Genomic DNA, 16,869 nt, shown 5'->3' with positions numbered 1-16,869 from the left:
GCAAAAGCTGCTATCGTGACGGGCATGAAACATGCCCTGATCCCGTTCGCCGCGCTGGCTCTTGCCGCCGCTCCCGCCTTCGCCAATGACAGTACCGCCGAGCTGACGGCCGGCGGTCTCGTGCTGCGCCAGAGCGACACGATCGATATGCGCTCCGAAGACCTTTATATTTCGACCGAGCAGGTCCGCGTCCGCTACACTTTTCACAACACGGCCGATGCGGATGTGACGACCATCGTCGCTTTTCCGCTGCCCGATCTCGAACTCGAATATGAAGGTGATTATACCTTCCCGTCCGACTTCGAAACGGAAGTTGCGGGTCAGTCGGTCGAAATCACGATCGAGCGCAAGGCGATGCTGGGCGATACCGATCACAGCGCGATCCTTGCCGAATATGGGGTGCCTTTGTCGCCGGATGCGGATTGGGAAGGCTTCGACCGCGCGCTTACCGCGCTCAGCGATGCGCAGGCGGACCGGCTCGCGTCGATTGGGCTGGTCGCCGTCGATCGTTATGAAAACAACGGCGAAACCCGGCGCTATATCCGCGCGCTCTGGACGGTGCGGCAAACCTATTACTGGGAACAGGTCTTTCCGGCGGGTGAAGATCTTGAGATCGAACATCGTTATCGCCCTTCGGTCGGCGGGACGGCCGGGTCCCCCATCGGCAATCCCGATTTCATGGCCAGCGAATGGGGCCAGCAGATGGCCGCCGAATATTGCATGGATGCGAACTTCCTAGCCGGCGCGCGGCGGATGATGGAGCGCTCCGAATATGGCTATGTCGTCGAACGCACGCTGGGTTACGTCCTGACGACGGGCGCCAATTGGCGCGAACCGATCGGCGAATTCCGGCTCGTCGTCGACAAAGGCGATCCGCGCAACATCGTCAGCTTCTGCGGCAGCGGTCTGACCCGGCTCTCGCCCACCCAGTTCGAAATGCGGCGCACCAACTGGCGGCCCGAACGCGATCTGAGAGTGTTGCTGCTGTCGCCGGCGGAGTGAGAAAGGTCGCCGCCTAAAAGCCCAACGTAAAGCGGACCGCACCGCCCATATCGTCGCCGATCGTCGCGAAATGGCCGGGATCGCGACGATAGAAGAGATGGGCGGTCAGCCAGCCCGCGCCCAGCGCGCGCGAATAGGCCGCTTCCATGTCGATCTGCCGGCCCTCGGGCGCCAGGTTGAAGAAGCGGTTCTCGTACCGGGTTTCGAGCGTGGCATAGTCATACGCGGCCGGCAGGTTGAGGCTCAGCCCGCCGCGATAGACGCGCAGCGGCTGGGCGATGCGCAGCGAAAGCCGGTCGGTGTCGGTCATCACGCCGGACTTCGTAACATCGGCGGACGCGGCGAAGGTCCGCAGCGTGCCGCCGCGCATCACGGCGTTCGATCCGCTCGCGAAGCTCCAGCCATGCCGCATATCGCCGCCGACGGACCAGCCATTGGGCCCGCTCCAGCGCAGTGCAATATCGGCGAAGAGCGATTGCCCGCCCTGCCCGCCGCCCAGCGCCTCGCTGAACCGCGCGCCGAGAAAGGTCGCGCTTTCGTCGAGCAGGCTCAGCCCGCCGTCGACGCGCACGCGACCCCATTGGCGGTCGGCGGCGATGCCGATCCGCGTGTAGCGCGATTCCAGCCAGTCCTCGCTTGCGATGAAGAGTTCCGGATCGTGCCGGGACAGTGCCTGCCCGCGTTCGGCCATGATGGTGACGCCAAGTCCGTTCCACTGCCGGTGCATGGCGAAGCTCGTATCGGCCTGGCTCGTAAATCCGCGGTCGCCGATCGCCTGTCGCGCGATCAGGAAAGCGGGCTGCACCCGGCCGTTGAGCCGCGCGCCGACGCTGTCGCCATCCTGCGAAAAGGCGAAGGCGACGCGCGTATCGTCGTCGAGCTGCGCCGCGACCATGCCGGCCGCGACGCGGGCGCGTTCCGCATCCTCGCCACGCAAGGCGAGCCGGGCGATGCGCGCCTGGGTCGCTCGCGCGTCGATGCTGAAGGCGAGGATCGCATTGCTGCCCGCGGGCGTCGCGAAGTTTCCGCCGCGATTGACGGCGAGGCTGTCGGCAAGCTGGGTCTGCGGCGCCGTGCGGCGCACGGTCTGAGCGAGATCGATGGCGAAGGCCCGGTCGAATCCGTCAAGGATGACCGCGCCCACGCCCTGTTGCCGGGCATCGCCCATCGGCGCCGAGAGTGTCATGCTGTTCGCCATGCTGATCGGCTCGCTGGTTCCGGCAAGGCTCGTCTGGCCCTGCGGCCGGAAGGCTTCGGCAAGGTCGAGAATGCCCTGCCCATAGACCGCATCGTCGCCCGCCGTGCCGCCGTCCCGCGCGCTCCGGAAAAGCAGGGCAACGATTTCCGCGCCGGTCAGGTTGGGGAAAGCGGATGCCAGCAACGCGACGGCCGCGGTGATCTGCGGCGCGGAATAGGAGGTGCCACTATAGAGAAAATTCTGGCCCCGTTCGTCAAAACTGCGGACCCGGTGGCCGAGCGCGGCGAGATAGAAATCTTCGCCAACGCCCGCGCGGTTCGAAAAATCGCTGATCGTGTCGTTGTTGTCGACCGAACCGGCGATGATCACATGGCCATTGGCTTCCGCCGTCATCGCGATCTGGGCCAGCGCATCGGGATTGGCGCCGTCGGCGGTATCGCCGCTATTGCCCGCCGAGATCACGATCACGATGCCGGCATTGGCGGCCCGGGCGACGGCTTCGCGAAAGCTGCGGCTCGTGCCGTTGCCGCCGAGCGAAATGTTGATCGCCCGCGCATTGTTCGCGATCGCGATATCGATCGCATCGGCAAGGTCGCCGGTATTGTGCGTGCAGCCTTCGTCGCCGCCCGCCGCACAACTGCCCGGCTCGTCGGTGCGCAGCACGAGCAGGGTGGAGTCGAACGCCATGCCGACGATCGAACTGTCGTTGCGGTTGGCAGCGATCACTGCGCCGACCGAAGTGCCGTGCCCGCCTTCGTCGTCGATGCCGCGATTGCCGGCGACATCGCGGGAGGCAGCGCTGATCCGGCCGGCGAATTCGGCGCTGTCGGTGTCGACCCCGCTGTCGAGCAGTGCAACCGTGACGCCCTCGCCGGTCGCGCCTTCGGCATAGGCGGCCTGTGCATTGGCGTGCGCGATCCCGTCCGACCGGCCGAACTCCATTGTGTTCGCGTTGATCGTGGGCGCGGTCGGTGCAGGTGGCGGGGGAGCGGGCGGTGGCGGTGCAGGCGGTGTCGGTGCGTTCGCCGTCGGCGGTGTCGGAGTCGAGTTGACGCCGGCGCCACCGCCACCCCCGCCGCCGCACGCAGCGAGCGTCATGAAAAGGGGAAGGCTGGTGGCAATGAGGAGGCGTGTCTTGGTCGGCATGTCGGCGAATCACCTAATCAGGCGCCCCACGCCGACCCGGTCAGTAGACGCACCGCGCTTGAGATAAGTTTAAGCCGAAATTCATTTTGCGCTAACCGTAAGCCGAGATTAGTACCGCGCTATGCCGCCGATGCTGTCCCATATCGAGAGCTGGATCTTCGATCTCGACAATACGCTCTATCCGGCGAGCGCCCGGCTCTTCGACCAGATCGACGTGAAGATGGGCGACTATATCGCCCGGCTGCTCGACGTCGACCGGACCGAGGCGCACCGCATCCAGAAACATTTCTTTCATACGCACGGCACGACGCTGTCCGGACTGATGGAGGCGCATGGCGTCGAACCCGGCCATTTCCTCGACTATGTCCACGACATCGATCTCGAAGTGATCGACGAGGATCGCGCGCTGGTGGAAGCTATCGGCGCCCTGCCCGGCCGGAAATTCGTCTTTACCAATGGTGACGAACCCTATGCGCGGCGCGTGCTCGACAAGCTCGGGCTGGCTGAGAGTTTCGAGGCGGTCCACGATATCCATGCCTGCGATTATGTGCCGAAGCCGCAGGTCAGCGGTTACGAATCCATGTGCCGCACATTCGATATTCAGCCCGACCGTGCACTGTTTGTTGAGGATATGGCGCGCAATCTGAAGCCGGCCAAGGCGATGGGAATGGTAACGGTTTGGGTGAATAACGGATCGGAAAGCGGATCGCACGACGCCGATTCGGCCTATATCGACTATGAAATCGCGGCGGTCACACCGTGGCTCAGCGATCTGGTGGAGGTTGCATGACGAAGAAGCTCGAACAGATCATCGAAGAGGGATGGGACCGGCGCGAAAGCGTCGATGCGAACACCGGCGGCGAGCTGCGCGAGGCGGTCGAGGCGGCGCTCGCGATGCTCGACAATGGCGAGGCGCGGGTCGCGACCAAGGCGGGCGGCGAAGGCTGGGTCGTGCATCAATGGCTGAAGAAAGCCGTGCTGCTCTCCTTTCGCCTCAACGATATGCAGCTGATCGAAGGATCGCATGGCGGCGGCCATTGGTGGGACAAGGTGCCGTCCAAATTCGCGGACTGGGACGAAGAGGCGTTTCGCGCCGCCGGTTTTCGCGCGGTGCCCGGATCCATCGTCAGGCAGGGCGCGCATATCGGCAAGAATGTCGTGCTGATGCCGAGCTTTGTGAATATCGGCGCGCATGTCGGCGACGGCACGATGGTCGATACCTGGGCCTCGATCGGGAGCTGCGCGCAGATCGGCGAACACTGCCATATCTCGGCCGGCGCCGGGATCGGCGGCGTGCTCGAGCCGCTCCAGGCGAACCCGACGATCATCGAGGATAACTGCTTTATCGGCGCGCGCTCCGAAGTCGTGGAGGGCGTCATCGTCGAAGAGGGCTCGGTGCTTGGCATGGGCGTCTTCATCACCGCATCGACGAAGATTATCGACCGCTATACCGGCGAGACCTTCACCGGCCGCGTGCCCGCCTATTCGGTCGTCGTCTCCGGCTCGACACCCAATCGCACCACGGTCGATGGCGATGCCGCGCCCAGCCTCTATTGCGCGGTCATCATCAAGCGCGTGGACGAAAAGACGCGGTCGAAGACGAGCGTGAACGACCTCTTGAGAGGATAGGTCATACCGAAGATCGTTTATCTTGAACCCCAAGCCAACCTGCCATCGCTCGGCGATGATCAGCCTTGGTTATTCGTAGAAGAGTTAAACGAAGGCTGCTTTAGCGGTACCGGAGGCGCTTGGCTGCCCACTGGTGAGTGGGTCGGATATTGCTCCTTACCTGAAGACGATGTGAGCCTTGATAAGGCCCTGATTGCGGCAAAGCAGTGGGCGGGCGAACACGGCGTACCGACTATATGGGTTCAAAAGGGAGTTTTTGAGAGCTCGGCCTGAACTGCACATCCAAAGGCGCTAGCCGCCGAGGCTGACCACGGTCCAGGCGATGACCGCGACCAGAAGTGCGATCCAGAAGATGCGCCGCAGCGCGAGGGGCAGCTTCGACCAGCCGCGCGTGATCCGCTCGCCGAACAGCCAGATCAACCCGCCCAGTATCGCGAACCGCAAAAAGCGGCTGGCCGTGAAAAGGGTGAGAAACTCGGCGAACGGATAGCCGCTCGCGCCGGCGACGAAATTGATGAGGTAACTCGGCAGCGGCGTCGTCCCGGCGAGGAAGATCAGCGATGCGCCCCGCTCGGCGAAATTGGCCCGATAGGCCTCGACCGTATCGGCGACGCCCAGCCACTCGCTGACCGGTGCGGCGAAATAGGCGCCGAGCGTATACATGATCGCCCCGGCCACTGCGCTGCCGAGCACGGTGATCAGCGTGAAGAGCCAGATCCGCTCACGCGCTGCGAGGCACAATGCAATGAACACCGCCTCATAGGGGAAAGGCACGAAAGTCGTTTCGGCGATTTCGAGCAGAAAAAGCGCGGGCAACACCCAGAAGGACTGGGCGAGGGCGACGATGCGGTCGGTGAACCGCTGCGGCTGCGCTCTCTCCGTCACTCCTGGCCGAGCGCGCCGGAAATCAGCGTTTCGGCCCGCTCGCCGGCCCAGTCCATGCCGCCGATCACGCGAAACAGCTCGCGGCCCTCGCCGTCGTACAGCACGGTAATCGGCAGCGTATCGGCCTCCAGCGCCATCATCATCGCATTTTCCTCGTCGAGCCACTGTTCGAGATTGTCGAAGCTGTTTTCCGCGAAAAAGGGTTCGACCACTTCCGCGCCCTGCAGGTCCTGGCTGACCGTCAGCACCTTGAGCGCACCCCCTTCGCGTTCGGCGAGGGCGTCGAGCGTCGGCATTTCGCGGATGCAGGGCGGGCACCAGGTCGCCCAGAGGTTGATGAGCAGCGGCTGGCCTTCGAAATCGGAGAGCCGGATCGTCTCTCCGTCCGGATCGGAGAAGGCGAGATCGGGCGCCGGCGTGCCGCGATACTCGACGCTCACCCGCCCCATTTCCTCCGAGCCGCCATAGCTTTCCATCTGCGCGCCGTTTGCCCCGGGCGCGGACACAGCTTCTTGCGACGCATCGCCGCTTTGCCTATCGCAGGCGGCGAAAAGCGGCGCGGAGCCGAGGAGCAGGGCGATCAACAAGCGCACAGGCAATTCCAATCAGATGTGGGGCGGGCGCTTCGCCGAAGGCCCGGCCGCGGTCATGCGCGAGATAAATGCGTCGATACCGTTCGACAAGCGCCTGTGGCGGCAGGATATCGCGGCGAGCCGCGTCCATGTCGCGATGCTGGGGGCGCAGGGCATCGTCGATGCGGCCGATGTCGAGGCGATCGATAACGGCCTACAGACGATCGCCGCCGAGTATGAAGCTGACGGCGTGCCCGAAAATCTCGATCTCGAAGACATCCATATGCATGTCGAAAACCGGCTGGCCGAGCTTATCGGGCCGGCGGCCGGGCGGCTGCACACAGCGCGCTCGCGCAACGATCAGGTGGCGACGGATTTCCGGCTCTGGGTGCGCGACGCGATCGATGCCGTCGATGCCGGCCTCGCCGCTTTCCAGCAGGCTCTAGTCACGCGTGCGGAAGAGCATGCTGATACCATCATGCCGGGCTTTACGCATCTTCAGTCCGCCCAGCCCGTCACGCTCGGCCACCACCTCATGGCCTATTACGAGATGGCGCGGCGGGACCGGAGCCGCTTCGCCGATGCGCGGGCGCGGCTCAACGAGAGTCCGCTCGGCAGCGCCGCGCTGGCGGGGACGGGATTTGCGATCGATCGCGATGCGACGGCCGGTGCGCTCGGTTTCGACCGGCCGACCGCCAATTCGCTCGATGCCGTATCGGATCGCGATTTCGCGCTCGATTATCTGATGGCGGCGACGCAATGCGCGCTCCATCTCTCGCGGCTGGCCGAGGAGTTCGTGATCTGGGCGAGCCAGCCTTTCGGCTTCGTCACGCTGCCCGATGCCTATTCGACCGGCTCGTCGATCATGCCGCAAAAGCGCAATCCGGACGCCGCCGAGCTGGTCCGCGGCCATGCCGGGCGGATCGCTGGGTGCATGACCGCGCTCGTGATGACGATGAAGGGCCTGCCGCTCGCCTATGCGAAGGACACGCAGGACGACAAGCCGCCGGTGTTCGAGGCGCACGACCTGCTCGCACTGTCGCTCGCCGCGATGACCGGAATGGTCGAAACGACTGCTTTCATGCCGGAGCGTATGCGCGCGCTCGCGGAGTCCGGCCATGCCACGGCGACGGACCTTGCCGACTGGCTGGTGCGCGAAGCGGACGTGCCGTTTCGCGAGGCGCATCATATCGTCGGCAGCGCGGTGAAGCTGGCCGAGGCGCGCGGCGTAGCGCTGGCCGAACTGTCGCTCGCAGAGCTGCAGGGCATCGACGGCCGGATCGGCGAGAGCGTATATGATGTGCTGACGGTTGACGCGTCGGTCGCCAGCCGATCGAGCCATGGCGGCACCGCCCCCGATCAGGTCCGCGCCCGGATTGCCGAGGCGAAAGCGCAATTGGAGCAAGGTAAATGAGACAGGCGATACTCATCGGTGCGACCGGCCTGCTGCTCACGGCCTGCGGCGGGCGCGAGCCGTTGCAGCCGGCGCAGGGCGAAGGCATGCCCGTCACGCCCGCCATGGCGCAGACCCAGCCGACGACCGACGACCTGCTCGAGCCGACGACCCAGCAACGGCCCGAGCGCGTCGACGAGCTGCTGCGCCGCTCGCAGGAGCGCGAAGACGATCCGTTCGATCTGCCGCCGCCGGGCTGAGCGATGGATCATTTCCAGCTCCGCGACGGCGTGCTGCATGCCGAAGACGTGCCATTGACGCGCATTGCCGAAGAGGTGGGTACGCCCGTCTATGTCTATTCGCGCGCGACGCTCAAGCGGCATGCACGGGTGTTTCGCGAGGCGCTGTCCGCCCTGCCGCGCGTGCACATTGCCTTCGCGATCAAGGCCAATCCCAATCTCGCCGTGCTGAACGTCCTCTCGCGCGAAGGGTTCGGCGCGGACATCGTTTCGGTCGGCGAGATGAAGCGCGCGCTGGCCGCGGGCGTGCCGGCGGCGGACATCGTCTTTTCCGGCGTGGGCAAGACACGCGAAGAATTGGGCGAGGCGCTGAAGGCCGGTGTCGGCCAGTTCAATATCGAGCTGGAAGAGGAAGGCGTGGCGCTCGCCGAGTTGGCGCGCGACATGGGCAAACGCGCGACGGCCGTGCTCCGCATCAATCCTGATGTCGATGCCGGCACGCATGCGAAAATCTCGACCGGCATGAAGGAGAACAAGTTCGGCGTGCCGATCGACGAGGCGGCGGCGATCTATGATCGGCTGGCCGCGCTGGACGGGCTCGATATGCAGGGGCTTGCCCTGCATATCGGCAGCCAGATTTTCGATCTCGGGCCGATCGAGCGCGCCTATGCGAAGGTCGGCGGGCTGGTTCGCGAGCTCCGGGGGGCGGGTCACGGTATCGACCGTGTCGATTTGGGCGGCGGGCTCGGCGTGCCGTACGAGCGCGACAAGGCGCCGCCCACGCCCGCCGATTACGGCGCGATGGTCGCGCGGGTGACGAAGGGCTGGGACGTGACCCTGATGTTCGAGCCCGGGCGCGTGATCGTCGGCAATGCAGGCGTGCTGCTGACACGCGTCATCTGGGTGAAGCCCGGCGTAATCCGGCCGTTCGTCATCGTCGATGCGGCGATGAACGATCTTGCCCGCCCGGCGCTCTACGATGCCTGGCACGATTTCGAAGCGGTCGAACCGAGCGGCGAACGCATGGATGCCAACATCGCGGGTCCGGTCTGCGAGAGTGGCGACACCTTCGCCATGGGCCGGACCATCGATGCGGTACAATCCGGCGACCTCGCCATCTTCCGCACCGCCGGCGCCTATGGCGCGACCATGGCCAGTACCTATAACAGCCGCGCTCTGGTGCCCGAAGTCATGGTGGACGGCGACCGCTTTGCGGTTGTAGCTGAACGGGTTATGCCGGAACGGCTGATCGCGGCCGAACATGTACCGGATTTTCTGCAAGACTGACCGCCAAAGGACAAACCCATCATGAAACCCGTTCGCAAGGCCGTTTTCCCTGTCGGCGGGCTCGGCACCCGGTTCCTGCCCGCGACCAAGGCGATTCCGAAGGAGATGCTGCCGGTCGTCGACAAGCCGTTGATCCAATATGCGGTCGAAGAGGCGCGCGAGGCGGGCATCGAGGAGATGATCTTCGTCACCGGCCGCGGCAAATCGGCGATCGAGGATCATTTCGATGTCGCTCACGAGCTGGAAACGACGATGGCCGATCGCGGAAAATCGCTCGGGGCGATAGATGGGACGCGGTTCCGGCCCGGCGATGTCGCCTATGTGCGCCAGCAGGAGCCGATCGGCCTCGGCCATGCGATATGGTGCGCGCGCCATATCGTCGGCGACGAGCCCTTTGCGATCTTCCTGCCGGACGAGCTGATGCTCGGCGAACCCGGCTGCATGAAGCAGATGGTGGACGCTTATCATGAAGTCGGCGGCAATATCGTCTGCGGTTTCGAGGTCCCCGACGATCAGACGCACAATTACGGCGTGATCGATCCGGGCGAAGAGCAGGGCGCTCTCGTCGAGGTGAAAGGGCTGGTCGAAAAACCGCCCCAGGGCAGTGCGCCGTCAAACCTGATGATCCCGGGCCGCTATATCCTGCAGCCCGAAGTGATGCGCGTGCTCGAAAATCAGGAGCGCGGCGCAGGCAACGAAATCCAGCTGACCGATGCGATGGCGCAGATGATCGGCGACCAGCCTTTCCATGCCTATCGGTTCGGCGGTCGCCGCTTCGATTGCGGCAGCAAAGCCGGCTTCATCAACGCGAATATCGCGCTGGCGCTCGATCACGATGACATTGCGGAGGAGGTGCGGACGTTCATCGCCACACTCTGACAGTCAGCTTCGGAATGCTGCGCGCTTGGTTCTGAGCGCTATCTGCCCTGGCTGCGCCAGCGTTTGATCGTGCGGGACACGATCCCCTCTTCATCACCGACATGCGTCCACAGTTCGGAGAAGACCGGGTCGCTGGATGCCGGGCGCTTCTCTTCCTCAAGCGTGTCGAAGGCGATGCGGATCGGCACCGAGACGCCCTCGCCGCAGACGATGCATTCGCGGTTCCTGAGTGCCGGGATGACGTCGAGAAAGCCGCGCGCGCCTTCGGGCATGGCGGCGCGGACATGCGCCTGGTCGCGGTCGTTGTTGAGTCGCATGGACAGGATCGTGCCGCATTGCGACAACACGCCTTCGGCCAAGTCCGACGGGCGCTGGGTCACGAGGCCAAGCGACACACCATATTTACGGCCTTCCTTGGCGATCCGACTGAGAATGTCGCCGACCGCCGATTCTTCTTCGATATGGCCGGCGGGAATGTAGCGGTGCGCCTCCTCGCAGACGAGCAGGATCGGGCGCGCCGCTTCGTTGCGTGACCAGATCGCATAGTCGAACACCATGCGCGACAGCACGGCGACGACGACCGAGCAGATGTCGGACGGAACCCCGGAAACGTCGACGATCGAGATCGGCTTGCCGTTGGCGGGCAGACGGAAGACGCGGGCGATGAACTCGCCCATCGTATCGGCGACGAGCATGCCGGAAAACATGAAGCTGTAGCGCGGATCGGCCTTCAGCTCCTCGAGCTTGCTCTTGAGCCGCATGTAAGGTGCAGTGTCCTTTGCCGCGTCGAGATGGCCCATCTCGGTCGTGATGTTCGAAATCAGGTCCGACAGAAGATAGGGTACCGGGCTGTCCACGGTGAGCTGCGGAATCTCTTCGGCCAGCCGGCTCTTGCTGCGCGCAGCGAGCAGGCATTTGGCGAGAATGTCGCGGTCGCGCTGCTTGTCGGCCCCGCTGGTCGTGATGAGGACTTCGCAATGTTCTTCGAAGTTCATCAGCCAATAGGGCAGCTGAATATTGTTCACGTCGAAAATCTCGCCCGCGCCCTTGAACGCCGCGCTATATTCACCGTGCGGATCGACCATCACGATATGCGCTTCGGGCGCCATTTCGCAGATCCGGTGCAGGATCAGCGCGACGCTGGTGGATTTGCCCGTACCGGTTGAGCCGAGCACCGCGAAATGCTTGCCGAGCATAGCGTCGATATAGAGCGCGCCGCGGATATCCTTGGTCGGATAGACATTGCCGATTTCGATATGTGGGCGGCTTTCGGTCGCGAACATCTGCCGCATATCGGCGTCCGAAACCGCCATGACCGGCGATCCGGGTATCGGGAAACGGGTGACACCGCGGCGAAAGCCTTTGACGCGGTTAGACCCTTCGACGACGACCCCTTCGCCGAGAAAATCGATATAGGCATCGACATATCTGTCTTCGGAGGAGTTGGCCGAGAGGGTGCGGATATTGGCGACAAGCCAGCTATCGCCCACGCGGATCTTTACCTGGCTGCCAACCTGGCCCGCCATTGCGAGCGTCGGATCGGGATCGGAGCGAACCCGGTCCAGCATTTCCGCGTCGACCGCGATTCGCGAGCCGGAACCGGCAATCTCGGTCACCCGGCCAATCACAATCCCTTCGTCGCGTGAAACCATGCTGCCGTCGAGCGAAGCCGTGTTCGCATCTTCGTCCTCGGCAACCGGCCGGAAAACCCCCATTTCGTCCATGATCGTTCTCTAAGTCCCCAATGGTCCGAACCATCGGCTTAGGCCGAAAGGGTAAATATTCCGCTTACCGTATCGGGAGTGCGTTCAGAGCCGACGGAAGATCAGACCCGCGATCCAGCCGAGCAAAAGAGAGACGAGAACGGCTGCCAAGCCGTACAGAAAGCCGTTTTCCGCCGCCGCGGTGGCGACGAAGCGCTCAAAACCCGATTTGTCGATGCGGATTTCGCGGACCTCGCCGGCGAGCACCCGGCCGTCCTGGATCAGGAAGGTTTCGGCGGTGTAATCGCCGACCGGCACACGCGCCGGTATCGATATGCGTGCGTTGTAGAGCACGCCTTCGGTGATCTCGACGGCATCCAGCTGCTCGACATACAGGCCGTTGCGGCTCCTCAGATCGACCAGCCCTTCGTCGAACCGGGCGGCCTCGGCGGGCGGGTTCGCGCTTGCCGGCGAGAGCTGGAGGCTGTCGATGCCGAGCTCGTAAATGGCGGCGGTGCGTTCGTCGACGATGTCGTCGATCGGCCGGGCGCTGGCCAACGCGTAAAAGGCCGGCGCCGAGCGGAAACGCGCCTGGGCGACATTCATCCAGATGCCCATCCGCTGCTGCTTCTCGCGCACGAGTATCGACTGTTCGGGGCCCTTGAGCACGACCACGATATCGACCGGATCTTCCGGCACGATACCGCCCGGATAAAGGATCGCGCCGTAGACCATCAGCTCGGCACCCGTGAAACTGTAGATGATCTCGATCTGCTCCTGATCGACGGCGGGGACGAGGCGCGGTCGGGCCTGGCCCATCAGCATGGGCGCTGCAATGAGCAGTAGGAGGATGGGCGCGATACGCCGCATGAGGCCGGACCGCATCATGTGATCTGGATCGAGTAGATTTCATCGGGCCGCCAGCCGAGACCGAGCGCCATGCGCACGGCGACGATGATGACGAGCGCGGCGAGAAAGAGCCGCAGCCATTCCGCATTGACCCGGGTGGAAAGCCGCGTGCCGACCTGCGCGCCGATGACACTGCCCAGCAACAGCAATATCGCGAGCACGATATCGACGGCCTGCGTCGTCAACGCATGCACCATGGTCGTCGCGGCGGCGATGAAGAGGATCTGGTAGAGCGAGGTGCCGACCACGACGCGTGTCGACATGCCGAGCAGGTAGATCATCGCGGGCACGAGGATGAACCCGCCGCCGATGCCGAGCATCACGGTCAGCGTTCCGACTGCGAAACCGACGGCAAACGGGGCGAGCGGCGAGATATAGAGGCCCGAACCGTAAAAGCGCCATCGCCCGGGCAGCGCCGCGACGAGCGGATGGTGGCGGCGTACGGGCGGTTTGATCGGTATACCGGTGCGCCGTGCGTGAATCACCGTCCACGCCTCCCGGATCATCAATATGCCGATCCCGGTCAGCAATATGACGTAGAGAAGGCCGACGACGACATCGATCTGCCCGGCCTGCTGCAGCCTGAGGAAGAGGAGGCCGCCGAATATCGTTCCGACAACCCCGCCCACGACAAGGACGCCGCCCATGCGGAAATCGACGCCGCCGCGCCGGGCATGGGCTGCCGCGCCCGAGACGCTCGTTCCGGTGATCTGAGTGGTGGCCGATGCGACGGCAACGGCCGGGGAAATGCCCGAAAAGATCAGGAGCGGCGTGGTAAGAAAACCGCCGCCTACGCCGAACATGCCAGAGAGTATCCCGACCACGCCACCCAGCAGGATGATGACGAACGCATTGACCGAGATTTCAGCGATCGGAAGGTAGATATCCATGCCGTGTCCGGCGTACCGATTTTGCGCGGCCAGCGGAAGATGGAGTCTGCGCGAAACGCCGGTATCAGAAGTCGGCGCCGAGCGTCACGACCGGCCCGGAGTCCGGCGCTGCCGTTCCCGCGACCCGTTGCCGCCAGCCGGCGGACAAGCGCATGCCGCCATCAAGTAGCGGCAGCCGGATGCTCGCTTCCGGTCCGACATCGACGCGCGAAACGCCGGGCTGGGCGCCGCCCCAAATACCTGCACCCAGCGATACCGTGGTGCGATCGTTCAGCGGAAGAGGGTGCGATACGACGATCGCGGCGTCACCGAACATATCCCGGCTGTTCGCGCCCACGACACCGGCTTGCGCATAGCCATCGAGCTCCAGGCCGAGGGGCAGGGGCTGGCGGCTGAGACCGCCTGCCAAAGTCACGGACCAGGCGTTGCGCCCACCATCGTCGAGCGCGATCCGGCGGTCTAGGATCAGTTCGATCGGTAGTCGGTTTTCCGACCGGACTGAAATGCCGACCGCCGCTTCGCCGCCGACCGCCCGCTCCAGCGGATGCGACACGCGCCCCGATAGCGCGGCTTCGACGCCCGCGACACGTATCACGCGATAACGGCCGCGAATGCCGGCCTGGCTGCCGCCCAGTTCGCCATCGCTGGCCAACGCATCCACGCCGTCACCCGATCGCCATTGCACCCAGGCAGAAAGGCTGAAACGCGGCCGGGGATTTGCGCGCGCGGCTGGCGCCGACCGCAAAGATGGCGGAGTTTGCGGCCTCGCTTCTGCCGGTCCGGAGCTGGCGCCACCCGTCGGCTCGGCCGAAAGCGGATACGCGGCGATCTCCCGGTTTCGCGGCGGCGAAGGGCGCTGATCGACTTGGCGATAGGATATGGCTGTTTGGTGCGATTGACGGTGCCCACCGCTTAGCATTGTTATTGTCGGACCGGCCGGGTCAATTCTGCGGGCGCGCGCGTCTTGAGGGGCCGGCGCGACCGGCGCACTGGCGATCTGGCGACCTGTCTGTTCCCGCGTAGGCGGCGGAGCTTCCATCGGCCCCCACAGCAAAATGCGCACGCCGATCCAGACGATGAGCACGGATGCGACGAAGCGGATGGGCGGGGTAAGTCGTGTCACCGCGTACCGATATTGTCGGGGAAGATATGGGCGGTCTTGTCCCATGCGGGCCGCCGGTCGCGATGGGAGAAGAGATATCCGGTCACCGCACGCCGGGCCGATATCATCGCGATGATGTTCGAGACGACCGCGCGCGGGACGGCGATCAATGCCTGGCGCAGGCCGTAGATCCGGCCGGTGAAGAATGCGCGGATGGCCAGCCGCCAGACCAGCAAACTGGCATTCATGGTCAGAATGGCCGCAAGGATCGGCGGCAATTGCGGCAACTCCCGGCCCGAAACCAGGTGGACGACGAGCAATGCGAAGCCGAGCACCGCCGCGGCATAGGCGGCGAGCAGGATGAGTGCCGCCAGGATCGAACTCCGGTCGCGCAGACGCATCCAGAAATCCGCCGCGTTGCCGTGCCAGCCCAGCCGGTCCCAGCCATACAGGGCGATACCGGTGATCCAGCGCGTTTTCTGCCGGACGGCCGCGCCGAGCGTGGCCGGAAAATGCGCATATACGGCTACCAGTTCGCCCGAGCGATCCGCACGACAGCGAGCGAAAGTGCCGTTCTTTCCGCGCTCGGCCAGGGACAGACCGAGTTCATAGTCTTCCGTCAGGCTGTCTGCATCGAACGGCACGCCGCCACGCTCGGCGGCAAGTGCGCCGAGCGCGTCGCGGGCGATCGCGCATCCGACGCCTGCCGATGGCAAGCCCGCACCGATACTGTCGCGAATGACGAGATCCTTGCCATGGGCTTCGGCGAATTCATCGCAATAATGGCCGGCGACCCAGGGCGACTTGGGATGCGGCAGCGGGATGACCGGGATCTGGACGAGGTCGTGATGCTCTATCAGCCGGTCGAAGAGGACGATCTCGGCCGGGTGCACGACATCTTCCGCGTCGTGCAGGATCACCGATTTGAACCGTCTGCCTGTGCGTTCTTCTTCGGCAATGAGCGCGGTCCACAGCCGGTTCAGGCAATCGGCCTTGGTCGTCGGGCCCGGTCGCGCGCAGATCACGCGCTCCACATTCGCGTTCGACGCGGCCATCGCATCGACTTCGGCAATCGTACGGACGTCGTTGGGATAGCAGCCGACGAACAGCCGATAATCCTGGCCGGCGAACTGCTGCACGGCATGTTCGAGCATCGGTCCGATGACGTCTGCTTCGTCCCAGGCGGGCACGAAGACGGCATGGCGGCCGGGATCAGCGGGTGGCGGGAGTTCGCCGAGGCAGGGCTCAGCCGTCTTGCGATTGCCGAGCCATCGTTGAGCGGCGCGCCGCAGCCATAAAAGGTCGACGGCCAGCGTATCGACTGCGCCGAGCAAAAAGCCGAAAGCCGCGAACAAGGCCAGTTCGCGAAACGCCAGCTCGACCAATTGCAGAAATGCCCCCGCCTCCGGCATTCTCCCTCCAAGCGCTTCATCCTAAAGCGTCTTTTTCGCCTACAGGCGAAAAGCGGGGCGGACAACAGGACAGGCTGTTTTCATTGTCCGGCTTTGCGATTAGAGCGTTGCGAAACAGAGGGAAGAGACATGGCTGAACGCTTGGGCGTCCGATCGGCATTGCGCGGATTTCTGAACAGCGAGGCTGCCGGCGGCATCGTGCTGATGGTCGCCGCGGTGCTGGCGATGCTCGTCGCCAACAGCGTGCTCTACGATAGCTATCACCACATATTGAACGACAATATGGGGCCGATACTCAGCCCGGAACTGACCAGCAAACTGGGGCCGATGACGCTCCATCTGTGGATCAATGACGGGCTGATGGCGATCTTCTTCTTCCTCGTCGGGCTCGAGATCAAACGCGAGTTCGTCGACGGGCGGCTGTCGACCTGGGACAAGCGCCGCCTGCCGATCATCGCGGCGGCGGCCGGCATGATCGTGCCCGCGGCCATCTTCCTCTTCTTCACCCGTGACTATCCGGAGCTCGCCAACGGTTGGGCGATCCCGGCGGCGACCGATATCGCCTTCGCGATCGGCGTGCTCGCCCTGCTCGGCAAGCGCGCGCCGACATCGCTCAAGCTGTT

The 16,869-nt window shown here is 64.4% G+C and carries 16 protein-coding genes; 8 read left to right on the top strand and 8 right to left on the bottom strand.

Annotated elements, in window-relative coordinates; all coding sequences use genetic code 11:
• The first annotated feature begins 24 nt into the window (after positions 1–24).
• A complete protein-coding gene (locus ACTS1Z_RS05605) occupies positions 25–1,002 on the top strand; it encodes a DUF4424 family protein (protein ID WP_442623525.1) in 978 nt (325 codons plus the stop codon).
• A 13-nt stretch (positions 1,003–1,015) separates the two neighbouring features.
• On the opposite strand, the gene ACTS1Z_RS05600 is transcribed toward ACTS1Z_RS05605, so the two are convergent.
• Complete coding sequence (locus ACTS1Z_RS05600; RefSeq protein WP_442623462.1) at positions 1,016–3,346, bottom strand: S8 family peptidase; 2,331 nt, start codon at positions 3,344–3,346, stop codon at positions 1,016–1,018.
• A 121-nt stretch (positions 3,347–3,467) separates the two neighbouring features.
• Here ACTS1Z_RS05600 and ACTS1Z_RS05595 point away from each other — a divergent pair, with 121 nt between their 5' ends.
• The gene (locus tag ACTS1Z_RS05595; RefSeq protein ID WP_442623461.1) at positions 3,468–4,136 is read left to right on the top strand and encodes a pyrimidine 5'-nucleotidase; all 669 of its coding nucleotides are present in this window, start codon (positions 3,468–3,470) and stop codon (positions 4,134–4,136) included.
• Positions 4,133–4,975, top strand: a complete 843-nt coding sequence (dapD, locus tag ACTS1Z_RS05590) for a 2,3,4,5-tetrahydropyridine-2,6-dicarboxylate N-succinyltransferase (protein WP_442623460.1) — start codon at positions 4,133–4,135, stop codon at positions 4,973–4,975. The genes ACTS1Z_RS05595 and dapD overlap by 4 nt, the downstream gene beginning before the upstream one ends.
• Positions 4,976–5,266: 291 nt before the next feature.
• On the opposite strand, the gene ACTS1Z_RS05585 is transcribed toward dapD, so the two are convergent.
• Together ACTS1Z_RS05585 and ACTS1Z_RS05580 are read right to left on the bottom strand one after the other, a co-directional pair.
• Positions 5,267–5,860: a YqaA family protein gene (locus tag ACTS1Z_RS05585; protein ID WP_442623459.1), complete on the bottom strand. Its 594-nt coding sequence runs from the start codon at positions 5,858–5,860 to the stop codon at positions 5,267–5,269.
• Positions 5,857–6,453 carry a TlpA family protein disulfide reductase gene (locus tag ACTS1Z_RS05580; protein WP_442623458.1) on the bottom strand — a complete coding sequence of 199 codons (597 nt, stop codon included), beginning with the start codon at positions 6,451–6,453 and terminating at the stop codon, positions 5,857–5,859. The genes ACTS1Z_RS05585 and ACTS1Z_RS05580 overlap by 4 nt, the downstream gene beginning before the upstream one ends.
• 16 nt (positions 6,454–6,469) lie before the next feature.
• Between ACTS1Z_RS05580 and argH the strand changes: the two genes are divergently transcribed.
• The 4 genes from argH to galU are packed head-to-tail and all read left to right on the top strand — an operon-like array spanning position 6,470 to position 10,230.
• Entirely contained in the window at positions 6,470–7,846 is a 1,377-nt protein-coding gene (gene argH, locus ACTS1Z_RS05575) for an argininosuccinate lyase (RefSeq protein ID WP_442623457.1), read from the top strand.
• On the top strand, positions 7,843–8,085 hold the full coding sequence (locus tag ACTS1Z_RS05570) for a hypothetical protein (RefSeq protein ID WP_442623456.1): 243 nt from the start codon (positions 7,843–7,845) through the stop codon (positions 8,083–8,085). Before argH ends, ACTS1Z_RS05570 begins: the two co-directional genes overlap by 4 nt.
• Positions 8,086–8,088: 3 nt before the next feature.
• Positions 8,089–9,351, top strand: coding sequence for a diaminopimelate decarboxylase (gene lysA, locus ACTS1Z_RS05565; RefSeq protein ID WP_442623455.1), 1,263 nt, complete (start codon positions 8,089–8,091; stop codon positions 9,349–9,351).
• Between the two features lie 21 nt (positions 9,352–9,372).
• Positions 9,373–10,230 carry a UTP--glucose-1-phosphate uridylyltransferase GalU gene (gene galU, locus ACTS1Z_RS05560; RefSeq protein WP_442623454.1) on the top strand — a complete coding sequence of 286 codons (858 nt, stop codon included), beginning with the start codon at positions 9,373–9,375 and terminating at the stop codon, positions 10,228–10,230.
• A 38-nt stretch (positions 10,231–10,268) separates the two neighbouring features.
• Here the strand turns inward: galU and ACTS1Z_RS05555 are convergent, their stop codons facing one another.
• From ACTS1Z_RS05555 to ACTS1Z_RS05535, 5 genes are all read right to left on the bottom strand, one after another.
• On the bottom strand, positions 10,269–11,954 hold the full coding sequence (locus ACTS1Z_RS05555; protein ID WP_442623453.1) for an ATP-binding protein: 1,686 nt from the start codon (positions 11,952–11,954) through the stop codon (positions 10,269–10,271).
• Positions 11,955–12,038: 84 nt separating this feature from the next.
• The gene (locus tag ACTS1Z_RS05550) at positions 12,039–12,818 is read right to left on the bottom strand and encodes a TIGR02186 family protein (protein ID WP_442623524.1); all 780 of its coding nucleotides are present in this window, start codon (positions 12,816–12,818) and stop codon (positions 12,039–12,041) included.
• Entirely contained in the window at positions 12,818–13,732 is a 915-nt protein-coding gene (locus ACTS1Z_RS05545) for a sulfite exporter TauE/SafE family protein (RefSeq protein WP_442623452.1), read from the bottom strand. The genes ACTS1Z_RS05550 and ACTS1Z_RS05545 overlap by 1 nt, the downstream gene beginning before the upstream one ends.
• A 64-nt stretch (positions 13,733–13,796) precedes the next feature.
• Positions 13,797–14,393, bottom strand: coding sequence for a hypothetical protein (locus ACTS1Z_RS05540; protein WP_442623451.1), 597 nt, complete (start codon positions 14,391–14,393; stop codon positions 13,797–13,799).
• Between the two features lie 458 nt (positions 14,394–14,851).
• Complete coding sequence (locus ACTS1Z_RS05535; RefSeq protein ID WP_442623450.1) at positions 14,852–16,246, bottom strand: glycosyl transferase family protein; 1,395 nt, start codon at positions 16,244–16,246, stop codon at positions 14,852–14,854.
• Between the two features lie 129 nt (positions 16,247–16,375).
• On the opposite strand from ACTS1Z_RS05535, the gene ACTS1Z_RS05530 reads away from it, so the two are divergent.
• Positions 16,376–16,869: Na+/H+ antiporter NhaA (locus ACTS1Z_RS05530; RefSeq protein WP_442623449.1), on the top strand; the 494-nt coding region annotated here is incomplete at its 3' end.

It is taken from the genome of Parasphingopyxis sp., assembly GCF_052168295.1.
Lineage (GTDB): Bacteria > Pseudomonadota > Alphaproteobacteria > Sphingomonadales > Sphingomonadaceae > Parasphingopyxis.
Note: the sequence above shows the minus strand (reverse complement) of the source record. Positions and strands in the feature narration are given on the sequence as shown.

Bases quoted from the DNA above. Each gene is read 5' to 3' on its own strand.
- ACTS1Z_RS05605 (WP_442623525.1), top strand. From the start codon at position 25: ATGAAACATGCCCTGATCCCGTTCGCCGCGCTGGCTCTTGCCGCCGCT.
- ACTS1Z_RS05595 (WP_442623461.1), top strand. From the start codon at position 3,468: ATGCCGCCGATGCTGTCCCATATCGAGAGCTGGATCTTCGATCTCGAC.
- ACTS1Z_RS05550 (WP_442623524.1), bottom strand. From the start codon at position 12,818: ATGCGGTCCGGCCTCATGCGGCGTATCGCGCCCATCCTCCTACTGCTC.
- ACTS1Z_RS05535 (WP_442623450.1), bottom strand. From the start codon at position 16,246: ATGCCGGAGGCGGGGGCATTTCTGCAATTGGTCGAGCTGGCGTTTCGC.
- dapD (WP_442623460.1), top strand. From the start codon at position 4,133: ATGACGAAGAAGCTCGAACAGATCATCGAAGAGGGATGGGACCGGCGC.
- lysA (WP_442623455.1), top strand. From the start codon at position 8,089: ATGGATCATTTCCAGCTCCGCGACGGCGTGCTGCATGCCGAAGACGTG.
- galU (WP_442623454.1), top strand. From the start codon at position 9,373: ATGAAACCCGTTCGCAAGGCCGTTTTCCCTGTCGGCGGGCTCGGCACC.
- ACTS1Z_RS05570 (WP_442623456.1), top strand. From the start codon at position 7,843: ATGAGACAGGCGATACTCATCGGTGCGACCGGCCTGCTGCTCACGGCC.
- ACTS1Z_RS05555 (WP_442623453.1), bottom strand. From the start codon at position 11,954: ATGGACGAAATGGGGGTTTTCCGGCCGGTTGCCGAGGACGAAGATGCG.
- ACTS1Z_RS05545 (WP_442623452.1), bottom strand. From the start codon at position 13,732: ATGGATATCTACCTTCCGATCGCTGAAATCTCGGTCAATGCGTTCGTC.
- argH (WP_442623457.1), top strand. From the start codon at position 6,470: ATGTGGGGCGGGCGCTTCGCCGAAGGCCCGGCCGCGGTCATGCGCGAG.
- ACTS1Z_RS05600 (WP_442623462.1), bottom strand. From the start codon at position 3,346: ATGCCGACCAAGACACGCCTCCTCATTGCCACCAGCCTTCCCCTTTTC.